The organism is Mesorhizobium oxytropidicola (genome assembly GCF_056174625.1).
In genome coordinates this window covers 6,516,106-6,535,526 of record NZ_CM149692.1, presented here as the reverse complement: position 1 = coordinate 6,535,526, position 19,421 = coordinate 6,516,106, and the positions used below count along the sequence as shown (strand labels likewise).

The 19,421-nt window shown below is 61.9% G+C and carries 19 protein-coding genes and 1 pseudogene; 11 read left to right on the top strand and 9 right to left on the bottom strand.

Translation table 11 applies throughout. The annotated features are described in order from the left end of the window. Positions 1-23: 23 nt before the first annotated feature. From AC0V8S_RS32645 to AC0V8S_RS32610, 8 genes are all read right to left on the bottom strand, one after another. Positions 24-1,268, bottom strand: a complete 1,245-nt coding sequence (locus AC0V8S_RS32645) for a glycosyltransferase family protein (RefSeq protein WP_475435661.1) — start codon at positions 1,266-1,268, stop codon at positions 24-26. Continuing rightward, positions 1,265-2,509 (bottom strand): glycosyltransferase, encoded by a 1,245-nt coding sequence (locus AC0V8S_RS32640; RefSeq protein ID WP_475435659.1) that lies wholly within the window; start codon positions 2,507-2,509, stop codon positions 1,265-1,267. The genes AC0V8S_RS32645 and AC0V8S_RS32640 overlap by 4 nt, the downstream gene beginning before the upstream one ends. 1 nt (position 2,510) lies before the next feature. Next, on the bottom strand, positions 2,511-3,725 hold the full coding sequence (locus AC0V8S_RS32635) for a glycosyltransferase family protein (RefSeq protein WP_096455114.1): 1,215 nt from the start codon (positions 3,723-3,725) through the stop codon (positions 2,511-2,513). 658 nt (positions 3,726-4,383) lie between these two features. Beyond that, positions 4,384-4,557: a hypothetical protein gene (locus tag AC0V8S_RS32630; RefSeq protein WP_179297775.1), complete on the bottom strand. Its 174-nt coding sequence runs from the start codon at positions 4,555-4,557 to the stop codon at positions 4,384-4,386. Between the two features lie 31 nt (positions 4,558-4,588). Further along, positions 4,589-5,479, bottom strand: a complete 891-nt coding sequence (locus AC0V8S_RS32625) for a WD40 repeat domain-containing protein (protein ID WP_475435657.1) — start codon at positions 5,477-5,479, stop codon at positions 4,589-4,591. Beyond that, positions 5,470-5,715, bottom strand: a complete 246-nt coding sequence (locus AC0V8S_RS32620) for a hypothetical protein (RefSeq protein WP_475435655.1) — start codon at positions 5,713-5,715, stop codon at positions 5,470-5,472. Before AC0V8S_RS32620 ends, AC0V8S_RS32625 begins: the two co-directional genes overlap by 10 nt. A gap of 13 nt (positions 5,716-5,728) precedes the next feature. After that, positions 5,729-6,052 (bottom strand): hypothetical protein, encoded by a 324-nt coding sequence (locus tag AC0V8S_RS32615; protein WP_475435654.1) that lies wholly within the window; start codon positions 6,050-6,052, stop codon positions 5,729-5,731. Beyond that, the gene (locus AC0V8S_RS32610; protein ID WP_475435652.1) at positions 6,049-6,522 is read right to left on the bottom strand and encodes a hypothetical protein; all 474 of its coding nucleotides are present in this window, start codon (positions 6,520-6,522) and stop codon (positions 6,049-6,051) included. The genes AC0V8S_RS32615 and AC0V8S_RS32610 overlap by 4 nt, the downstream gene beginning before the upstream one ends. A gap of 552 nt (positions 6,523-7,074) precedes the next feature. On the opposite strand from AC0V8S_RS32610, the gene AC0V8S_RS32605 reads away from it, so the two are divergent. The 11 genes and pseudogenes from AC0V8S_RS32605 (at position 7,075) to AC0V8S_RS32555 (ending at position 18,407) form a co-directional block, all read left to right on the top strand. Then, positions 7,075-8,748 (top strand): aromatic/alkene/methane monooxygenase hydroxylase/oxygenase subunit alpha, encoded by a 1,674-nt coding sequence (locus AC0V8S_RS32605; protein WP_202351141.1) that lies wholly within the window; start codon positions 7,075-7,077, stop codon positions 8,746-8,748. A gap of 54 nt (positions 8,749-8,802) precedes the next feature. Next, positions 8,803-9,864 (top strand): 2Fe-2S iron-sulfur cluster-binding protein, encoded by a 1,062-nt coding sequence (locus AC0V8S_RS32600; protein ID WP_475435650.1) that lies wholly within the window; start codon positions 8,803-8,805, stop codon positions 9,862-9,864. A gap of 47 nt (positions 9,865-9,911) precedes the next feature. Next, complete coding sequence (locus tag AC0V8S_RS32595; RefSeq protein WP_096455126.1) at positions 9,912-10,970, top strand: aromatic/alkene monooxygenase hydroxylase subunit beta; 1,059 nt, start codon at positions 9,912-9,914, stop codon at positions 10,968-10,970. Between the two features lie 17 nt (positions 10,971-10,987). After that, positions 10,988-11,359, top strand: a complete 372-nt coding sequence (locus AC0V8S_RS32590) for an MmoB/DmpM family protein (RefSeq protein WP_096455128.1) — start codon at positions 10,988-10,990, stop codon at positions 11,357-11,359. Positions 11,360-11,433: 74 nt separating this feature from the next. After that, positions 11,434-12,455, top strand: a pseudogene (locus tag AC0V8S_RS32585) (amidohydrolase family protein). Positions 12,456-12,460: 5 nt separating this feature from the next. After that, entirely contained in the window at positions 12,461-13,258 is a 798-nt protein-coding gene (locus AC0V8S_RS32580; RefSeq protein WP_475435648.1) for an iron-sulfur cluster assembly protein, read from the top strand. A gap of 77 nt (positions 13,259-13,335) precedes the next feature. Next, positions 13,336-14,967, top strand: a complete 1,632-nt coding sequence (gene groEL, locus AC0V8S_RS32575) for a chaperonin GroEL (RefSeq protein WP_475435646.1) — start codon at positions 13,336-13,338, stop codon at positions 14,965-14,967. 38 nt (positions 14,968-15,005) lie between these two features. Next, positions 15,006-16,049 (top strand): NAD(P)-dependent alcohol dehydrogenase, encoded by a 1,044-nt coding sequence (locus AC0V8S_RS32570; RefSeq protein WP_475435644.1) that lies wholly within the window; start codon positions 15,006-15,008, stop codon positions 16,047-16,049. Between the two features lie 183 nt (positions 16,050-16,232). Then, positions 16,233-16,730: a DUF1097 domain-containing protein gene (locus AC0V8S_RS32565; RefSeq protein WP_475435642.1), complete on the top strand. Its 498-nt coding sequence runs from the start codon at positions 16,233-16,235 to the stop codon at positions 16,728-16,730. A gap of 372 nt (positions 16,731-17,102) precedes the next feature. Beyond that, positions 17,103-17,582 carry a GlcG/HbpS family heme-binding protein gene (locus AC0V8S_RS32560; RefSeq protein WP_475435640.1) on the top strand — a complete coding sequence of 160 codons (480 nt, stop codon included), beginning with the start codon at positions 17,103-17,105 and terminating at the stop codon, positions 17,580-17,582. Between the two features lie 57 nt (positions 17,583-17,639). After that, positions 17,640-18,407: a hypothetical protein gene (locus AC0V8S_RS32555; protein ID WP_475435638.1), complete on the top strand. Its 768-nt coding sequence runs from the start codon at positions 17,640-17,642 to the stop codon at positions 18,405-18,407. Positions 18,408-18,460: 53 nt separating this feature from the next. On the opposite strand, the gene AC0V8S_RS32550 is transcribed toward AC0V8S_RS32555, so the two are convergent. Then, positions 18,461-19,405, bottom strand: a complete 945-nt coding sequence (locus AC0V8S_RS32550; RefSeq protein ID WP_475435636.1) for a LysR substrate-binding domain-containing protein — start codon at positions 19,403-19,405, stop codon at positions 18,461-18,463. Positions 19,406-19,421: the final 16 nt, after the last annotated feature.

Below are 19,421 nucleotides of genomic sequence, written 5' to 3'. Positions count from 1 at the left end.
GGACAACGATATAAACCAAGGACTTAACGCGTCGCACCTGCCGGACACGATGTGCGTGAAAGCCGATGAACCGTTAGGATTCGTCTGTTTGATCCTGCGCCTTTCCGAAACCGGACCCCGATTTTTAGGGACCATGTCCGATACCGCTCGCGCAGGATTTGCGCCGAGTGATGCGCACCCTCCAGGTCGAGACGATGCGCGGATGGCATCGGTCCCATAAGCGCCTGCTCGATCGTTCGCGCCAAGCCTTCAGGCGTCAGGTCGTTTTCCGTCAGCACCGTTGCAAGACCGAGTTCTTCGAGCATCCGGGCGCGAACCGTCTGTTCGGTTTCGCCGCCGGCTGCGAATGGAACCAGTAGCGAGCGACAACCCGCGCGCAGGACATCGCAGACCGTGTTGTAACCCGCCTGCGAGACCGACAGGCGGGCGCCGGTCAGCAGGCTGGCGAAATCCTCGCGGAACCGGAAGATGGACAGGCCCGGCGTGGCATCGCGTGTGATCGCGTCAAACTCGTCTTTCGGCAGGTTTGGGCCGGTGATCAAACACCATTTCCAGCCGTTGTCGGCATTCCGTGCCGCGGCGATGGTGGCGTTGACAAGGCTCTTTCCGGCAGCCCCGCCGCCAACCGACACCAGAACGTCGAAGCGCTCGGAGGCCGCGGGTGGTGGCGGTGCGGCAACGAGCCCTGTGTAAGTGACCTCGACGCTGATCGCCGCAGCCAGTGGAAATGTCTTGTCGATGGTTGCGAAAGCCGGATCGCCATGGACCATGACAAGGTCGAAATGCCTGTTGATGAGATCGACCGTTTCCTCGTTTCGGCCCGGCTTGACGCGCTCCTGAAGGATATCACGGACCGAGGTCGCCAGCAGCGGCCTGGGCGACGTCGCCTCGATCGCCTCGATCAGCGGCAAGAGCTCGAAACGCATCTGCCGGCGTCCAAATGGAAACGCCTCGATGATGACGATATCCGGCCTGCAATCGCGGAATGCCTGCAGCAGCATCTCTGAACGCAATGTCTTGAAATCATCGCCGATGGGTTTGCCCTGCAGGTCGACCAGTCCGGAAAATCCTTCATCGCCGGAGGTGACAGGCGGCAGGGCTACAGATTTTACCCCCGGTCCCGGAAACCCCGCGATCGGCGCTCCGCCGGTCACGACGGTGACGTCGAACCCGTCATCGACCAGGGCCGCCGCAATGCGGCTGGCGCGCGCGAGATGGCCGATGCCGAGCAGGTGCTGGACATAGAAGAAAGCGCGCAGCTGCTTCATTCGGCAGCCCGCCACTCCTGCTGGAACAGTTGCTTGAGCTGTCCAATGCTTGCCGTATGATCGAAATTGCTTCGCACGCGCCGCTCCGCGGCGTCGCCGAGGCGGGCGCGCAGCATGGGATCGCGGATCAAGCGCTCCAGCGCCTGTGCGAGCGCAATCGGGTTTTCCGTCGGAACCAGCAGCCCGGTTTCCTCCGGCGATAGAAGCTCCGGCACGCCGGAAATATCGGTCGACACGCAGGCAAGCCGCTGGCTGGCCGCCTCCACCAGAACATTCGGCAGGCCGTCCCGGTCGCCATTGGCGGTGATCCTGCAGGCCAGGGCGAAAATGTCGGCGCCTCGGTAGTGCTCAAGCACCTCCTTTTGCGCAAGCGCGCCTTTCCAGGAGATGCGGCCATCCAGTCCGAGCTTTCGCGCCAGCGCCTTGAGCCGTTCCAGTTCCTCGCCGCCGCCGACATGCTCGAAACGCCACGCCAAATCACCGGGCAAGAGGGCAAGGGCCTCCAGCAACGTATCGTAGCCTTTCTTTGCAACGGCGCGCCCGACACTCAAAACGACAACCGGTTCGCCGGGCGCCGAGCCGTCATGCTGTTTTCGCGCCTCGCTAAAACTGCCGAAGCGATCAAGGTCGAGTCCATGATAGCTCAGATGCACAGGCGAATTGCCGTTGGCGAGTGCTTTCAGACGGTCGAAGCCGGTTTTCGTGCAAGTGACCGTCCAGCGCGCCGAGGAAAGCTTGCCGGCCAGATCCCAGTCCGCCGAAGTCCAGATGTCCTTGGCATGGGCCGAGCAGCTCCAGGGCAGGCCACGAAGCTGGCTGGCATAGCGCGTCACCGATGCCGGCGTGTGCGCGAAATGTGCATGCAACCATCCCGCGTCTTCAGGCCATTCGGCCGCCAGCACGAGCGCTTGCCCGAAGCGGCGCACGCGATTGCGCGTAAAGTCGCGGGGTAAATCGGCAGCCAGCGATCCGAGCGCGCGCCAGAAGCCCGGCCGCGGCAGACAAGCAAACAGCGAGCGAGCCACGCGCAGCGGCTCCTGATGCAGATATTCCGGCAGATAATGGACGGGCGCTTTGATCTCGTCATGCACGGGGTGGCGTTTTGCGTCGGTCGGCCGCCTGAGCGCGACGAGTATCAGGTCGAACCCCGCACGCTCCAGACCGAGCAGTTCCTGCGCGATGAAGGTTTCCGACAGCCGCGGATAGCCCTTCAGAACCACGACGATCTTGCGATGTTGCAACTCAGTTCATGCCTTCAATGACCGACAGGTGATGGCCGGCCCGCCGGTCGAGCAGTTCCGCGACGATTTCGGAAATATGAGGCAGCCCTTCCAGCGTCAGATGCGGATTGCTCTGCGATGGGCGGGGCCGGTCCGACAGCACCTTCAGTGCATCGGCAAACCGCTGGGAATCCTTGGCTTCTTCCGGCAAAAGCATCTCGACGAGGCCGAGTTCGGCGGCGCGCCGAGCGCGGATCAGTTGTTCCTCGCGGGGCGTGACGCGCGGCACGATCAGCGCCGGCTTGTCGAAAGACAGTATCTCGCAATAGGTGTTGTAGCCGCCCATCGCCACCACCGCCTTGGCGCCGGCAATCAGGTCTTCCATGCGGTTGTCGAACTCGATGATCTTGACGTAGGGGATCTTGGCCCCCTTTTTGAGCAGCTTGTTGCGTTTGCGCGCCGGCATGTAAGGCCCAAGCACGATCAGCGCCCTGTGCTGCAATTGCGGATCCTGCTGATAGGCGTCGATGACGTCGTGGATGAGTTCGGCGCCGTCACCGCCACCCCCGGTGGTAACCAGGATATAGTCGCCCTCGGGCCGGTGGCCGGGCAACTCGTTCCGCTGCAGGCTCCGTTGCAGGAAACCCAGGAACCTCATCTTTGCCCTGACAGCCGGCGGCACATCCAGGCCGGTCAACGGATCGTAGAAATCCGGCGGGCCATAGACCCAGACCTTGTCGTAAAACAGACCTATCTTGCGCATCACATCCCTGCGTGCCCACTCTGCTTCGAGCAGATGCGGCGCGTCCATCACCTCGCGCAGGCCAAGCACGAGCGTGGTGCCCCGCGTCTTGAGGTAGGACAGCGTGTCCTCAATCTCACCGCGCAGGCCGAGCGGTTCCTTGTCGACGATGAAGATATCCGGGCGGAAGGTCTCGGCTGTGTGGCGGATGATCGACTGACGCATCCTTAGCGTCTCATGCAGATCGATATCCTTTTCAAGCGAGGTGTATTCGCCGTTGCGCAACTTGATGACGCTGGGGATCTTCACGAAGTCGACACGGGCGCGGTAGTCGAAGGCGCCGGCGATAGTCGCACCCGAAATGATAAGCACCTGAAGTCCGCGGAAATCCTCGACCAGCGAATGCGCGATCGTCCGGCAGCGCTGCAAGTGGCCGAGCCCGAACGTGTCGTGGCTGTACATCAGAATTCGAGCGTCTTGTGCGTGCTGGGTCATTAGTGAACGTCTTTTAGAACTCTCGCTTTGAGGGTCGTGGGCGACCCCGCAGGCTTGGAAACCACCCTCGCGGGCCTACCGACCTGTTTTGAACATCAGGCCGCAATTTCAAGTTGTACAACCAAACGGTCCAAGGGTGACGCTCTTCCTGATAGTGCCTTCAAGCTGATCGTCGTCCGCTATACGACGTTCGACAATGTCGTCCAAGCTTATTAATCACTTCAAAGGTCAGGCTATTCGCGCCGCCGCGACAAAGCGCCTCGTTACTGAAAGTGGCGCCGGGCGTCGCACGGCGCATATTGCTGTAGACCTCACTTCGCGCGCGATTGCTCTCGGTCCTGGGAGACCAAAGGTGCTGCCCGTCAATCTCTTGACGGTCGGTCTGACTATGATTCACCCACCGGAACTGAGCCATCTATCGCCCAAGCTAGCCGGAAACTCGGCAGGAATCGAGAGGATGCCGGCGCTCACGACACACAGCCTGCGGCAGGTGTGTGTGCGACACCGGCTGCCTGTCGATCTCTAGGGCTTCTGACTGGCGCCTTGGCCGGGGCGGTGACGGTACTTTTCGAGACGGCCTGAGCGCGTCATCACAATGTCGCGAGCCGAAAAAAATCGCTCGATTGGTCCCGATAGTTGGTGAAGCCGCCTGCGGCGGTCAGTTGGTCTTCAGCCTGCCGACGCGGTTTTCGGCGATCCAGCGGGCGGCGAGCACCAGCGCGCCCATGCTGAAATCCTTGCCATGCTTGGCCACCATTTCTTCCGACAATTCGGCCAGCCGTTCGAAAAATTCGTCCTTGCTCTTGTCCTCTGGGGTGAGTTCGGTCTGCATTTTGTCCTCCTGTATCAGCGGACAGCGTCCGCTATTTGAACATCTGCGCGGGAAAAGTGACGATTGCGGCGGTGCCATCGACAGACCCCATCGCCAGGTGCCGTCCGTCGCCGGACCAGGCGAGAGCCGTGACCGCGCTGCCCAGGGGCCTGACCAGGAGTTCGTCCCGCGCGCCGATCTGGGCGATGGTGATCCGGCCGTTGGCGTAGCCCGCGGCAATCAGCTTCTTCTCAGGGTGCGCCGCCACCGTCTCGACCAGAACCAGCCCGGCGCGGCCCGTCTCCAGCGCACCCGAGGTTTCGCCGCCAACAGGCGGGGCGGTCATCGACCAGCCGGCGATCCGAAAAGCGCCCGAGGCAAACAGTGCATTCGCCGGCTGGCTCCAACACACGGTGCGGACCGGCGATGGAAACCCCGAGACGATGTCGGCGCGGCCATCGGCGAGGTTGACCAGCGCAAAGCCGCCGGCTTCGAGCCCGCAGGCCAGCCAGGTGCCGTCTCTGCTGCAGCGGATCGACACCGGGCGCGCGGAAAGGGGGATGTCACGGATCAAGGCCGCGTCGCCGTCGACCGCCCAGACCGACAGCCCTTCATCAAGGCCGCAGGCAAGGCGCCGCCCGCCTGGCGAGAAGGCAAGGGCATCCGTCGACGATGCCGCATCGCGTTCCAGTCGCACGGCATCGCCTTGGCCGTGCGACAGGATGACATCGTGCCCGTTGCTGACGGCTGTCCTGCCCACTGCGGCGCTGTGGTCGATGGCGACGACCGGTCCGTCGATCTTGAGCCGGGGGGCCGCGACTTCACCGCCGGCGGTCAGATGCAGCACCTCGCCGCTGGCCGCACCGACCAGAAAGCCGGAATCGCCATAGACGGCGAGCGGGACATCGCCGTCAGCGAATGCCGCCATGGCAATCAAGGGCACTGGCGGCTTTTCCCTGGGCGGATCGTCGTCTGGCCGAGATCGTTGCTCACCCGGATCCGCGCTTCCGGCGGTTCGTGATCGGCGACCGCGGCAATGGCGACGGTCCCGTCCACCGCGGTGAAAGCGACAGCCGAACCGTCGTCGCTGAAGCGCAGATCGGCGATCGCCGCCGGCCGCTGCCAACTGCGGGCCAGAAGGTCGAACAAGGTCAGGTTCTGCATCGTCTGCTGGTTCATGCTGTCTCTCCCGTCAGGTCTCGTTCGCCGTTGCGGCCAGCCGCCGATCGACGTCCTCGACATCACCTTCGGCCGCCAAGATGCGATCCTCGCAAGCCGCACACGCCTGCATGATTGCCGCGGCGCTCTCTTCAGCCTTATGCAAGTCCCGCACCAGTTGCGCGCTGGCGCCGCTTCTGTCGATTTCGAGCTCCAGGCGCAGCACCTCCATCTCGATACCGGCGCGTTTCTGATTGAGCCGCAGTGCCTCTGCGGTGAGGGCGGAGACGCTGGCGACAAGATCGAGCCGGCGAGCGAGCAGTGCGTCGCGCCGGGCAGTTTCGGATCCTTTGGTCATTTTTCGCGCTCCGAAGATCCCTGCGGTTTTTCGAAGGCGGACAGCAATTTGGGCAACGTGCCGGCCTGCGACTGGAACTGTTTTTCGGCCGTCTCGATGTGGCTCTTGAGCTGGTCCCAGATGTCGACGCGGATCATCGATGTCTTGTCGCCGGTCAGGCGCTCGATCTCCTCGACGCGGAACTGGCGCGTCAGCGAAACGCCTGAGAACACGAAGTCGCGCAACAGGATCGCATGGCTTTCGATGAACAGATGGATCATCGGATGCGTCTCCGTCGTGACGCCGCCGGCGGCAAGCTCGGCCCGGATGAAGTCCTGGAAGTGGCTCTGCAGGCGGTGCTGGCTCTCGCCCATGAAGCGCATGACGAAAACCAGATCGCGGGGCATCAGCTTGACGAGATCGCCGGTGACGCCGTCAGCATGGCTGGACATTGGCTCGGGTGATCCTCGGCTGTCCTTGTCGTTCGGCATGGTCTTTCTCCAGCGCGAGGCCCATCGGCGGGCCGTCGCCTTCAAATAGTCCGGAAAGACCAATAGTTAAACAGATAATATGAGTTTTGATATTTGCTGCGATTGCTAACTAAATATATTGCACATGCGAATATATGTTAAATATTACAGCCGTAAGTTACATCTGTAAAAGAACGTTACAGTTGGATGCTAGGTCGTGCGCCGAAAGAGCTACGATCTTGTTTTGAGAACCGGCCACGAGCGCCATTTCAAAACTGGCACGGCGCTTGCTTTGTTCATTTTCACAAGAAGCCCATCGCGCTTGACGCGGTGCCAAAAGAACGAAGGAACGGAGGAAGCAGGACCGCTTCGATACGCCATCGCAATTGCGGTTGGCGCCGCGGCTCCCTGCCAGACGCCTCGAAACCTTTGCCCCGATCCACTTGAACGGCCGGACCTCGGGTCGCGCCTCGATGCGCAACCCTTTGTCATGCCGCTCGCACTCTCACTGGCGGTGCTTTGCCGCTTCATGCCGGGGTCAAGGGACCTGCGGCTCAAACCTGGTGGAGGCTTATGACCATGACGTCTCTGACGCTCAACAAGATTACCTCGCAGCGCGGAATTTCCGTTGGCGAGGCGACGAAGAAGATTGCCGATCTCGGCTGGAATCCTTCCTACGTCCAGGAAGCGATGACGTTTCCGACCGACTACAAGATCAACAAGACGCCGCGCGACCCGATGAAGCAGGTCCTGCGGTCCTACTTCCCCATGCAGGAAGAGAAGGACAACCGCGTCTATGGCGCGCTCGATGCGGCCTTGCGTGGCGACATGTTCCGCAATGTCGAACCGCGCTGGGTCGAGTGGATGAAGCTCTTCCTGGCCATCATCCCCTTCCCGGAAATCTCCGCCGCCCGCTCGATGGCGATGGTCGCCCGCATCGCACCTGGCGAGGAACTCCGGACCGGCTTCACCATGCAGATGATCGACGAGTTCCGTCACTCGACGATCCAGATGAATCTCAAGAAATGGTACATGGAGAACTACATCGATCCGGCCGGCTTCGACATCACCGAGGAAGCCTTCGGAAAGTGCTACGCCACCACCATCGGCCGCCAGTTCGCCGAAGGCTTCATCACCGGCGACACCATGACCGCCGCCTGCATGTACCTGACCGTGGTCGCCGAGACCGCCTTTACCAACACGCTGTTCGTCGCCATGCCTTCGGAAGCCGCCCGCAACGGCGACTATGCGCTGCCGACCGTCTTCCTGTCGGTGCAGTCCGACGAGAGCCGGCATATCGGCAACGGCCACTCGCTGCTGATGGCAGCACTCAAGGAGCCGGAAAACCATCTCCTGCTCGAGCGCGACCTGCGTTACGCCTTCTGGCAGAACCACGCCATCGTCGATGCGGCCATCGGCACCTTCATCGAATACGGCACCACCAACCGCGACAAGAACAAGGAGTCCTACGCGGAAATGTGGCACCGCTGGATCTATGAGGACTACTACCGCACCTACATGCTGCCGCTCGAGAAATACGGCATCAAGGTCCATCACGACGACGTCCAGGCGGCCTGGGAACGCATCACCAAGAAGAACTACGTCCACAAGGTCGGCCAGTTCTTCGCGGTCGGCTGGCCGGTCAATTTCTGGCGCATCGAAGCCCAGACCGACAAGGACTTCGAATGGTTCGAGCACAAGTATCCGGGCTGGTACGCCGAGTTCGGCGACTTCTGGAAATGGTACGCCAAGCTCAGCCACAAGGGTGAGAAGGTGCTGCTGTTCAACAGCGATGTCGGCTACGTCTATCCGCACCGCTGCTGGTCGTGCCTGGTTCCCTGCCTGATCCGCGAGGACATGGTGGTCGGCGAGATCAACGGCGAACTCTACACCTTCGCCCATGAGCTCGACCGCTGGACCGCAACGGTCGCCTTCGCCGACGAGTATCAGGGCCGTCCGACGCCCGCGATGGGCCGCTTCAGCGGCAAGCGCGAATGGGAGACGCTCTATGACGGCTGGGATCTGGCCGATGCCATCAAGGACCTGAACTTCGTCCGCTCCGACGGCAAGACGCTGGTTCCGCAGCCGCATCTGCGCTTCGACGACAAGGAGATGTGGACGCTCGACGATGTGCGCGGCAACACGCTCGGATCGCCGCTCAACGCGCTGCGTGCCATGTCGCCCGCCGATCGCGAGAAGCACCTGGCGGAATACCGGGCCGGCTTCACCATCAACCCCTGCAACTGATCAGGCCAAAAGGGGGCGGGTTCGTCCCGCCCCTTCCTTTCACTGGAGGTCCGTATGTCGGAAACCCACACGGTCAGGCTCAGCCCGGTCGGCGTCGAATTCGAGGTCGAGAATGGCGAAACGGTGCTCAACGCCGCATTCCGCCAGGGCATCGCCCTGCCGCACGGCTGCAAGGAAGGGCAATGCTCGGCTTGCAAAAGCGTATTGCTCGAAGGCGAAGTCGACATGCTGAAATACTCGACCTTCGCACTGAACGACATGGAGAAGGAAAGCGGGCACGTGCTGTTGTGCCGCTGCATCGCCTACTCCGACCTGGAAGTCGAGCTTCTCAACTACGACGAGGAGATTCTGGCGAAAGCGATCGCCGTGAAAACGTACAAGGGCCGGATTGCTCGCATCGAGCACCTGACCCACGACATTCGCGGCATCGAGATCGAACTCGGCTCGCCGATGAAGTTTTGGGCGGGGCAATATGTCGACATCACGGTTACCACGCAAAAAGGGGAGACGATTACGCGCTCGTTCTCCATGGCAAATACGCCGGACCAAACCCAAAAACTCTCCTTCATCATCAAAAAATACCCTGAGGGAAAGTTCTCGGGAGAACTCGATTCCGGAGGCATCAGGGCCGGAGCCGAAGTCACCGTCGTCGGACCTTACGGAACCTGTTTCCGCCGCGACGAGCGGCAAGGACCCCTGATCCTGGTCGGCGCCGGCTCGGGCATGTCGCCGATCTGGTCGATCCTCAACGACCACCTGAAGAGCGGCGAGAAACGTCCGGTCTATTTCTTCTACGGTGCCCGCACCCGCAACGACCTGTTCTACCTCGACAGGATCGCCGAGCTGGTCGGCAATCATTCCGACGTCACCTTCATTCCCGTGCTGTCGCACGCCAATGACGACGCCGAATGGCAGGGCGAGCGTGGCTTCGTGCACCAGAGTGTCGACGCCAAGCTCAAGCAACTGGCGGTCGACGGGCAGGGCGATGTCCATGCCTGTGGCCCGCCGCCGATGATCGATGCGCTGCAGCCGGTGCTGTTCATGAACGGCTTCGAAACCGAGCGGATCTTCTTCGACAAGTTCACCACTTCGGCGGGTGCAACGCCGGCCCATTGAGGGCGGCCATGCCAAGCCAACCACAACTGCAACAAGGGAGAGAGACTATGCCTGCAACCTCGAGTTCAGTCGGATCCGGAGCCGCCGGTGCTGCGATCTTCGCCGACTCCGACAGCCGGAAATACCGGTATTTCGAGCCGAAAGGCCAGCGTGCCACCCACTATGAGGACATGACGGTCGACGTTCAGCCCGATCCGGAACGCTATTTGATCCAGGACTGGATCATCTCCTTCGCCGACGGCAAGGGCGCCTATGTCAAGCAGAACACCGCCGCCCAGAGCTCCAACTGGCATGCCTTCCGCGCCCCCGACCAGGAATGGGAGCGCACACACTACCAGCGCCAGTCGAAGATCGAGACGATGGTGCAGAGCGTCATCAACAATGCCCGCAAGTCGGGCGCGCCGAAAACCTTCGACAAGGCCTGGGTGAAGATCCTGCAGACCCAGCTCGGCGCCTGGAAGCATGCCGAATTCGGGCTCGGCACTTCGCTGATGCAGGCGCAACGCTACGGCTACACCCAGATGATCAACAACGCGACGCTGACCAACTCGTCCTACAAGCTGCGGCTTGCCCAGGACATCACACTCTACCTTGCCGAGATCGGCATGGACCTGCCCGGCTGGGACGACGAACTCGGCAAGAAGGCCTGGCTCGAGGACAAGAACTGGCAAGGCACGCGCGAAGCGGTCGAGACCATCATGGGCGCGACCGATTATCTCGAGCAGTATTTCGCCATCAACATCGTCTTCGAGCCGCTGGTTGGCGAGGTGTTCCGCTCCGGCTTCCTGATGCAGATCGCCGCCGCCAACCACGACTTCATCACCCCGGCGGTGATTTCGGCGGCCGAGGCCGACTACGAGCGCAACCTCGCCAACACGATCGACCTCATCCACATGCTCGCCAATGACGAGAAGCATGGCGCGGCGAACAAGAAGCTCTTCCAGGGCTGGGTCAAGAAACACGGCGCGCTCGCCGACAAGGCAGCCACCGGCCTGCAGCCGATCTGGTCGATGCCGCATTCCAAGCCGGTCGCTTTCGTCGATGTCCGCGCCAAATCCGAGGAACGGATTGGCCAGATCCTCGGCGAACTCGGCCTCAAGCGCTGAAACAGGGAGAAATCGTCATGTCACTAGCAGCACGCGACGCAACGCATTCCAACATCTTCAAGGCGATGAAGGACATCACCTTCGAGCAGACGATCTCGCATCAGTGCGGCGTCACCATGAACGACTCGGTCGAGGCCCGCGCCATCGCCGAATTCATGGGCCAGAAGCCCGGCGTGACCATCACCTACCAGCCGGCGCTGATCCGCATCGACGGTGACGGCAAGCTGATCTTCAAGATGGATGCGATCGGCGAGTATCTTGGTCGCGAGATTTCGGCCGAGACCTTCGAGGTCAACACCTCCACCCACTATGGCCGCATGGTCCGCGTCGACGACAACACCGTGATCCTGTTCGGCAACATGGACGAGATGTTCGAGTACATCGAATAGCCGCCCCAAGAAATCCGGCGCGCCGCCAGGTGCGGCGCGCCCAACCGATCAACGCGATTGCTGCGGAGGCAACCATGTACAGAACACCGGAAGGCAAGGACATTTTCGTGGTCGACGGCCACACCCATTTCTGGGACGGCAGCCCGGAGAACCAGAAGAACATCCACGGCAAGCAGTTCATCGAGTGCTTCTATGCCTATCACACCGGCTTGAGCCCCAAGGAACAGCTGTGGGAGAAGAGCAAGTTCGAGAAATACAGCGCCGACGATCTCTATCGCGACCTGTTCATCGACGGCCCTGACGATGTCGCGATCGTCCAGTCGACCTATCTCAAGGATTTCTACAAGAACGGCTTCAACACGATCGAGCGCAACGCTGAGGTGGCCAAACGCTATCCCGAGCGCTTCATCGTCAACGGTGCCTTCGATCCGCGCGATGGCGAGAAGGCGCTGGAGTACATCCACTTCCTCAAGGAGACCTACAACGTCAAGGGCGTGAAGATGTACACGGCCGAGTGGAACGGCGCCTCCAAGGGCTGGAAGCTCACCGATCCCGATGCCTACAAATGCTTCGAACTCTGCGACAAGCTCGGCATCAGGAACATCCATGTCCACAAGGGCCCGACGATCATCCCGCTCTCGAAGGACGCGTTCGACGTCCATGACGTCGACCATGCGGCGACGGATTTCCAGAACCTCAACTGGATTGTCGAGCATTGCGGCCTGCCGCGCCTCGACGATTTCTGCTGGATCGCGACGCAGGAAACCAATGTCTATGGCGGCCTGGCGGTGGCGCTGCCCTTCATCCACGCGCGCCCGCGCTATTTCGGCGAGGTCATCGCCGAACTGCTGTTCTGGCTCGGCCGGAGAAGATCCTGTTCGGCTCCGACTACGCGATCTGGACGCCGCGCTGGCTGGTCGAGAAATTCTGGGCCTACCAGATACCGGAGGACATCGCCGCCGAACGCGGTGTGCAACTGACCGACGAGATCAAGGAGAAGATCCTCGGCCTCAACGCCGCACGTCTGTACAACATCGATATCGAAGCCAAGAAGAAGGCGCTGGCCAGCTCGCCCTTCAGCATCGCGGCGGAGTAGGGGCCATGGCCACCGCCAGCGTTTCCGGTGGCCGCCAGAACGAACTCTGGCGGCGCCTTGGTGAGGTCAACGACCCGGAACTCGACGAACCCATCACCGAGATGGGGTTCGTCGAGCGGGCTGAGGTGAGGGGCGATGGCAGCGTGGAGATCGACTTCCGCCTGCCGACCTACTGGTGCTCGCCCAACTTCGCGTTCCTGATGCTGGACGGCGTGCGCAAGGCGCTCGACCAGCTCTCCTGGGCGCCAGCCTATCGCGTCAAGCTGCACGACCACATGTTCGCCGACGAGGTCAATCGCGGCATGGCGGAAGGCAAGGCGTTCGGCGACGTCTTCGCCGGGCTTGCCGAGGATCAGGATCTCGGCGGCTTGCGCGAAACCTTTGCGATGAAGGCCTTCAAGCGGCGCCAGGAGGCGGTCCTGCGCGGCCTCAAGGCGCACGGCCTGACCGATCGCGAAATCGTCGGCATGGACCTGCCGGCCTACGACGTCGCAAGGTTCGAGCCGGGCGAGGCGGCCAAACAGAAGCCGCGATACCGGGCGGCGCTGCTCGATCGGTTTCCCGATCGCAGGGCCGACGATCCGGTCTTCGTGACCTGGGAAGGGCAGCCCATACCGCCCGGAGCACTCAGTGCCCATCTCGCCGAACTGCGCGGTGTGCGCATCAACATGGAGTTCAACGGCGCGCTGTGCCGTGGGCTCAAGCAGACCCGATACAAGGAACTGGATGTGGTCGACGGCGAACCGACGCTGGTCGATTTCATCATGGATCGCGTGCCGGCACGAACCGCGCCGACCGCCTGAAGCAGAGCCGACAGCAACGGCCTCCCTTGCACGAGGCCCCTAACCAACAACCCGCCCGTAAGGCGGAAGGAGGAATCATGCCCAAGATAATGCTTCACAATTCCGAGGCCCGCCGCGCGCTCGCCCGTGGCGTCTTCCGGCTCGCCGCCGCCGTCGAGCCGACGCTCGGCCCCAAAGGCATGAACGCCATGATCGACCGGCCGATCGGCACGCCGATGGTGACCCGCGACGGTGTCAGCATCGCCTCGGAGATCGAGCTGCACGACCGTTTCGAAAACATGGGCGCGCAAGTCGTCCGCGAAGTGTCGATGCAGACCAACGAGATCGCCGGCGACGGCACCACGACGGCCATCGTGCTCGCCAACGCACTGATCCAGGGCGGCGTCGAAGCGAATGAACGCGGCGTGAAATCCGTCGATCTGTGCAAGGGCATCGACCTTGCCGTGGCGGCGGTGGTGGCCGCGCTCAAGGCTTCGGCCAAACCTGCCAAAGGCAACGGCATCCTGGCGTCGGTCGCCAACATCGCCGCGACCAACAGCAAGCTCGGTGCACTGGTGGCCGAAGCCCATCAGCGCGTCGGGATCGAAGGCGTCATCACCACCGATTTCAGCGTCACCACCGAAACCACGCTCGATGTCGTCGAGGGCATGTCCTTCGAACGCGGCTATCTCTCGCACCACATGGTGACCGACCAGGAGAAGATGGAGGCCGTGCTCGACCGGCCCTACATCCTGATGACCGATCTCAAGATCAAGGAGCCCGGCCAGCTCGATGCGGTTCGCCGCATCGCCGATGAGGATGGCCGGCCGCTGTTGATCGTGTCCGAGGAAATGTCGCCGGAAGTGGTGGTGACGCTGCTCGGCAAGCAGGGACCGGGACGATACCTCGTGGTCCATCCGCCGGAATATGGCCACTGGCGCAAGGCGATGATGGAGGATCTGGCCATCATCACCGGCGGCAAGGTGATCGCCCGCGATCTCGGCGGCCGGCTCGAGGATATCACGGCAGACGATCTCGGCACGGCCGACCGGGTGAAGACCAGCTCGTCCTACACCTCGATCATCCGCGGCGGCGGCGACCATGCGGCGATCGCCTCGCGCCGCGCCCAGGTGCAGCGGCAGTATGAGGCCTCGCAGCCCAACATCGACCAGGACAAGCTGCGCGAACGCCTGGCCAAGCTCTCGGGCGGCACCGCGATCCTCTATGCCGGCGGCGTCACGCCGGTCGAACAGAAGCGGACCATCCAGCTGATCGAGGATTCCTTGAACGCGGTGCGCGCCGCATCGGAAGAGGGCGTGGTCGCAGGCGGCGGCTCGGCACTCGCCCAGATCGCGCCGCTGCTCGACAAGGTGGCGGCCGGCGTCGATGGCGATGTCGCCGAGGGTGTACGCCTGGTGCGGTCGGTGCTGTCGCGGCCGCTGTGGCGCATCGCCGCCAATGCCGGCGCCGATCCGGAAGCCGTGGTGGTCGAGGTCACTCGCATCAATGGCGGCTACGGCTACAACGCATCGACCGGCGCGTATCAGAACATGTTCGAGGCAGGGATCATCGATCCCGTCCGCGTCACCTACACCGCGCTCGCCAACGCGGCGTCCGTGGCGACTCTGATCCTGACCACCGAAACGCTGATTGGCGATCTCGCCGAGGATGAGGATCCGACGGCCGGGCCGGCGCGTGGCGGCGGCTCCGAAAAACTCGGGCGCGCCTGAAGCAATCCAGACAATCTCGACGTTGAAAGGACACGACGATGAAAGCTGCCAGACTCTACGAATACGATCCGAAGATGAACGTCCAGCTCAAGATCGAGGAGGTCAAGGCGCCGACGATCACCGCGCCCGACGAGGTGATCGTGCGGGTCGGAGCCGCCGGCCTCTGCCGCACCGACCTGCACATCATCGAAGGCGTATGGAAGCCGACCATGGATCCCGAAGGCACGCTGTTGCCCTACATTATGGGGCACGAAAATGCCGGCTGGGTCGAGGAGGTCGGCAGCGGCGTCAGGTCGGTCAAGCGCGGCGATGCGGTGATCTGCCATCCCTTCCGCTCATGCGGCATTTGCCTCAACTGCCGCCATGGCGAGGACATGTATTGCGACAACGGCCAATTCCCCGGCCTCGGCATGAATGGCGGCTTCGCCGAGTATTTCATCACCAGCGAGCGCTCGCTGATCAAGCTGAACGCCAACATCACGCCGATCGAAGTGGCGCCGCTGGCCGACGCTGGCATCACCGCCTACCGCGCCGCCAAGCGTGCCGCCAAACTGCTGCGACCCGGCAGCTATTGCGTGCTGCTCGGCATAGGCGGGCTCGGCCACATCGCGTTGCAATCGCTGCACGCGATTTCGGGCTGCCGCATCATCGCCGTCGACCGCGAGCCGGCGGCGCGCGTGCTGGCCAAGGATCTGGGCGCCGATTTCGTCCTCGATGGCGGCCCGAATGTCGTCGAGGAGGTCAGCCAGATCACCGGCGGCGGCGCCCATGTGGTGATCGACTTTGTCGGCGAGCTCGGTGTCGAGAACATCTGCTGGAAGATGGTGCGCAAGGGCGGGCAACTGTTCGTCGTCGGCTATGGCGGCAACATCAACGTGCCGACCGCGCATCTCGTCATCGAGGAGATCAACATCGGCGGCAGCCTGGTCGGCAATTTCACCGAGCTTGTCGAACTGATGGAGCTCAACGCCGACGGCAAGGTGAAGATGCACTACACCGAATATAATCTCGCCAGCATCAACACCGCGCTCGACGATTTCAAGAACCGCCGGTTCACCGGCCGCGGCGTCATCGTACCCTGAAGCATTTGGACCGGATGCGGCGCCGAACGGTGCCGCGTCCAGTTCGATCTGACCGCTTGCCTGACCCGGCAAGCCTTCCCTCTTGAGCTCCGTGGTTGATGCCATGGCATTTCCGTATCGGGACGTCAGCGAAGCGCGATCCTGAAACGAGTTCCTTGCTTCGCGCAAAAACGGGAGGACAACATGGATCTTGTTACAGGGCTGGCCGTCGTCATCGGCATTATGGGTGGCATTGCAACATGGGCGGCGATCACGGTCGGCAGCCCCTATCTGCTGATCTGGGCGGTATTCGTCGGCTGGGGGAGCTTCTATCACTGTGGCGGCAAGGAAGCCGGGCTCAAGAACTCGGCGGTTGCCAATTTTTGGGGTGCGATTTGCGCGGCTGGCGCACTGATAGCGCTGACGTCCATTGGCGTTACGGCGATCACGGCCGGCATTTGCGTCGGCATTTCAATCATCGTCCTGATCCTCGCGGCCAAACTGCCATTGTTGAGCGTCATTCCGTCGGCGGTCTATGGCTACGCAACGACCGCCGCGCTTTTTCTGCTTGGTGCCGCCGCCTATGGCGAAGGCATCGGCGGCATCGTCAAGGTCGCGGCCGCCGTGGTGATTTCGCTGATCATCGGTAACACCCTCGGCTACGTCTCGGAGAAAGTGACCGGTGCGGTCGTAAAGACCTGATCATCTCCGTGGCCGCTGCCTGAGGGCAATTTCGGTAGACGAATTTCCCCAACCCGCGGCGCGAATGCCGCGGGTTTTTTGTAGCGCAGGTGAAAGGAGCTGGGCTTGGTTCGCGGAGTCGCAAAGATGCGGGATTTTCAGTGATCACCAACTGTCATCTCGCCCATTCTTTCACATCCCCAAATACGCCATTTCGCAATTCGTCATTCATTCGCGGGACAGGCAGGCATATCCCTGTCCAGTGACCAACGGCATTCACTCTCAAATCCGCCAAGGATTGATGAGTGCCCGTTTGGTTTTCTCGTGAGGCGGGCAGCGACCTTCGCTTCGTCTCGACGAAACAAGGTCGCATGACCAATGAAAGGTTTCAACATGTCTATATCACAATGGGCCGGAACCGCCGCAGCCATTGGGTTTCTTTCGGTTACCACCTCCGCATTTGCCAGCGACGCTGATGTTTATGGTCCCGACATCACTCTGTCGGAGGCCAAGCAGGTTGCCGCCGGCGCTGTAAAGGAATGCGCAGCCAACAAGTGGCTCATGGCCATCGCCGTCGTCGATACGCACGGCGCCCTGGTCTATTACGAGAAGGCGGATAACACCGAGGTGGCGAGCGCCCAGATCGCCTTGGACAAGGCAGCTTCGGCAGCCCTCTACAAGCGTCCGACACGCGACTTCTTCGATGTCACCGCCAAGATGGGGCCGTTCATGCTGAACATGGATCACGTCATCGCGGCGCCTGGCGGCATTCCGGTCATGAAGGACGACAAGATCATCGGTGCGATCTCGGCCAGCGGCGGCACGGGCGCGCAGGACGAGCAGTGCGCCAAGGCCGGCCTCGCCGGCTTCTGATCCTCTTTTCAGCGACGGCACCCGACGGAGCCGACGTACCCCAAAGGAACCATTGAAATGATGAAACACAAATCGCCGGGCAACCGTCTTGCCCTGGCCGCCGCGTTCGTCGTTGCGCTTGCATTGCCTTCTCTGGCAAACGCCGCCGAGCTTTACAGCGGAAGCAATTCCGATGTCCGTACGATTCTCTACTACAAGGCTTCGACCGCCACGCTCTCCAAGTTCCTGCCAGCGGGCTGGGAGTTCAGCCCGTTTACGACAGCACCTGCCGCCGGCGCCAACCTCCAGGTTGAATTTGTGGACCAGCTTTATGCGGTGGATCCCAAGGGTACCGTCGGGGCTCCGTACCGCTACGTGCTGTTCGGCATCCCCGTTCGCAAGACCGGAAGCAGCGAGAGCGTGCTGATGTTGTTCGATGGCCTTTCGCGCGGTGGAGCCGGTCCTTACGGCATTGCCGAAACGGCCAACGACGACGTCAATCGTGAGGTTCATTACAACTCGGGCCCGACGACGGTGAGCGAGACCTGGAACTTCGAAGGTGGCGGTGAGAAGGTTTCACTGCAAACGGAATTCGAACGTGGCCCGGTGACCCTGGAAAAGGGCGACAGTCACGTCTACTCGCAGCTCAAGCCAGAATTCTCGCGCATCTATCGCTACAATGAAGCCGCTGACGTCGTGAGGTCCGGCGACGCAAACCATCTCCGCAGCCTGTCCATGAAGGCCGAAGGTGGAAAGTTGACCGCGATCTTCGACGGCAGCGAGAGCCTTGTCTCGGTCGTATCGTTGCCTGTCTACTCCCGCGGCATCTTTGTTCCGCAGCCCTGAGCTCTGCTTTGCTTGGAGGGCAGCGGCCACCCGAAAAGGCTGCCGCTGCTTTTCTAGGGTTCCACCGCGCCCGCGGCCTTCTCGTTGCAGGCAGATATCGGCGCGGGTCTGTTCTGCTTCATGAATGTTATGAAGGCAGCAAGGGCTGCAGGAATCTGCCGGCGGCTGGGATAGTACAAGTAGATCCCGGAGATTTGGGAACCCCACCCATCGAGGACGGTCACGACGCGCCCCGACCGCAGCTCATCCTGCAGAAGAACGGTTGGCACCAGGCCGATTCCGGCGCCTCCGGCAATCGCACTGGCGACCGCACGAAGATCGTTGGCCACGACGTGCATGCCGGTGGCGTGTTCGGCCTTCTCAGCCCCTTTGTGCAAGGTCCAGGGTTGGATTGTGCCATCCCACGGGGATCGAAGGCGAACGCACCAGTGATCCGCCAGTGCGCTGGGCTCGCTTGGCTCACCATGAGCCACCAGGTAGTCCTTCGCAGCAAAAAGAACTTCGTTGAAGGGTTCGGCGATCCGAACGGCAATCATATCCTTCTCGATGCGTTCCCCGACCTGAATGCCCGCGTCGATGCGGTGTTCCACCAGATCGAGGTGAAGATCATCGACGAGGATTTCGAGCTCAATTTCGGGATGCTTTGCAAGGAAGCGGCCGATAAGAGGGGCTATCAGGACGGTTGTTGCCGTCCGTGAACCCAGAATTCTCAGTTTTCCGCCCGTAGCGCTACGGAACTTGTTCAATCCGTCGAGGACACTGTCCAGTCCGCTCAATATCGGGCCTATGTTGGTAAGAAGCTCTTCGCCCGCCGCGGTCAACGACACACTACGGGTGGTTCGAGTGAGCAGTCTCACGCCGAGCTTCTCTTCCAGACCCCTCAGCGTTTGGCTGAAGCTGGGTAGCGACACCCCCAGTGCGGCGGCGGCCCGGGTAAAGTTCAAGTGCCGAGCTGCCTCCGCGAAGGCGATGAGCTCCCGCAATTCGGGCTTGTGCATTTGTCTTCCTCGCTAG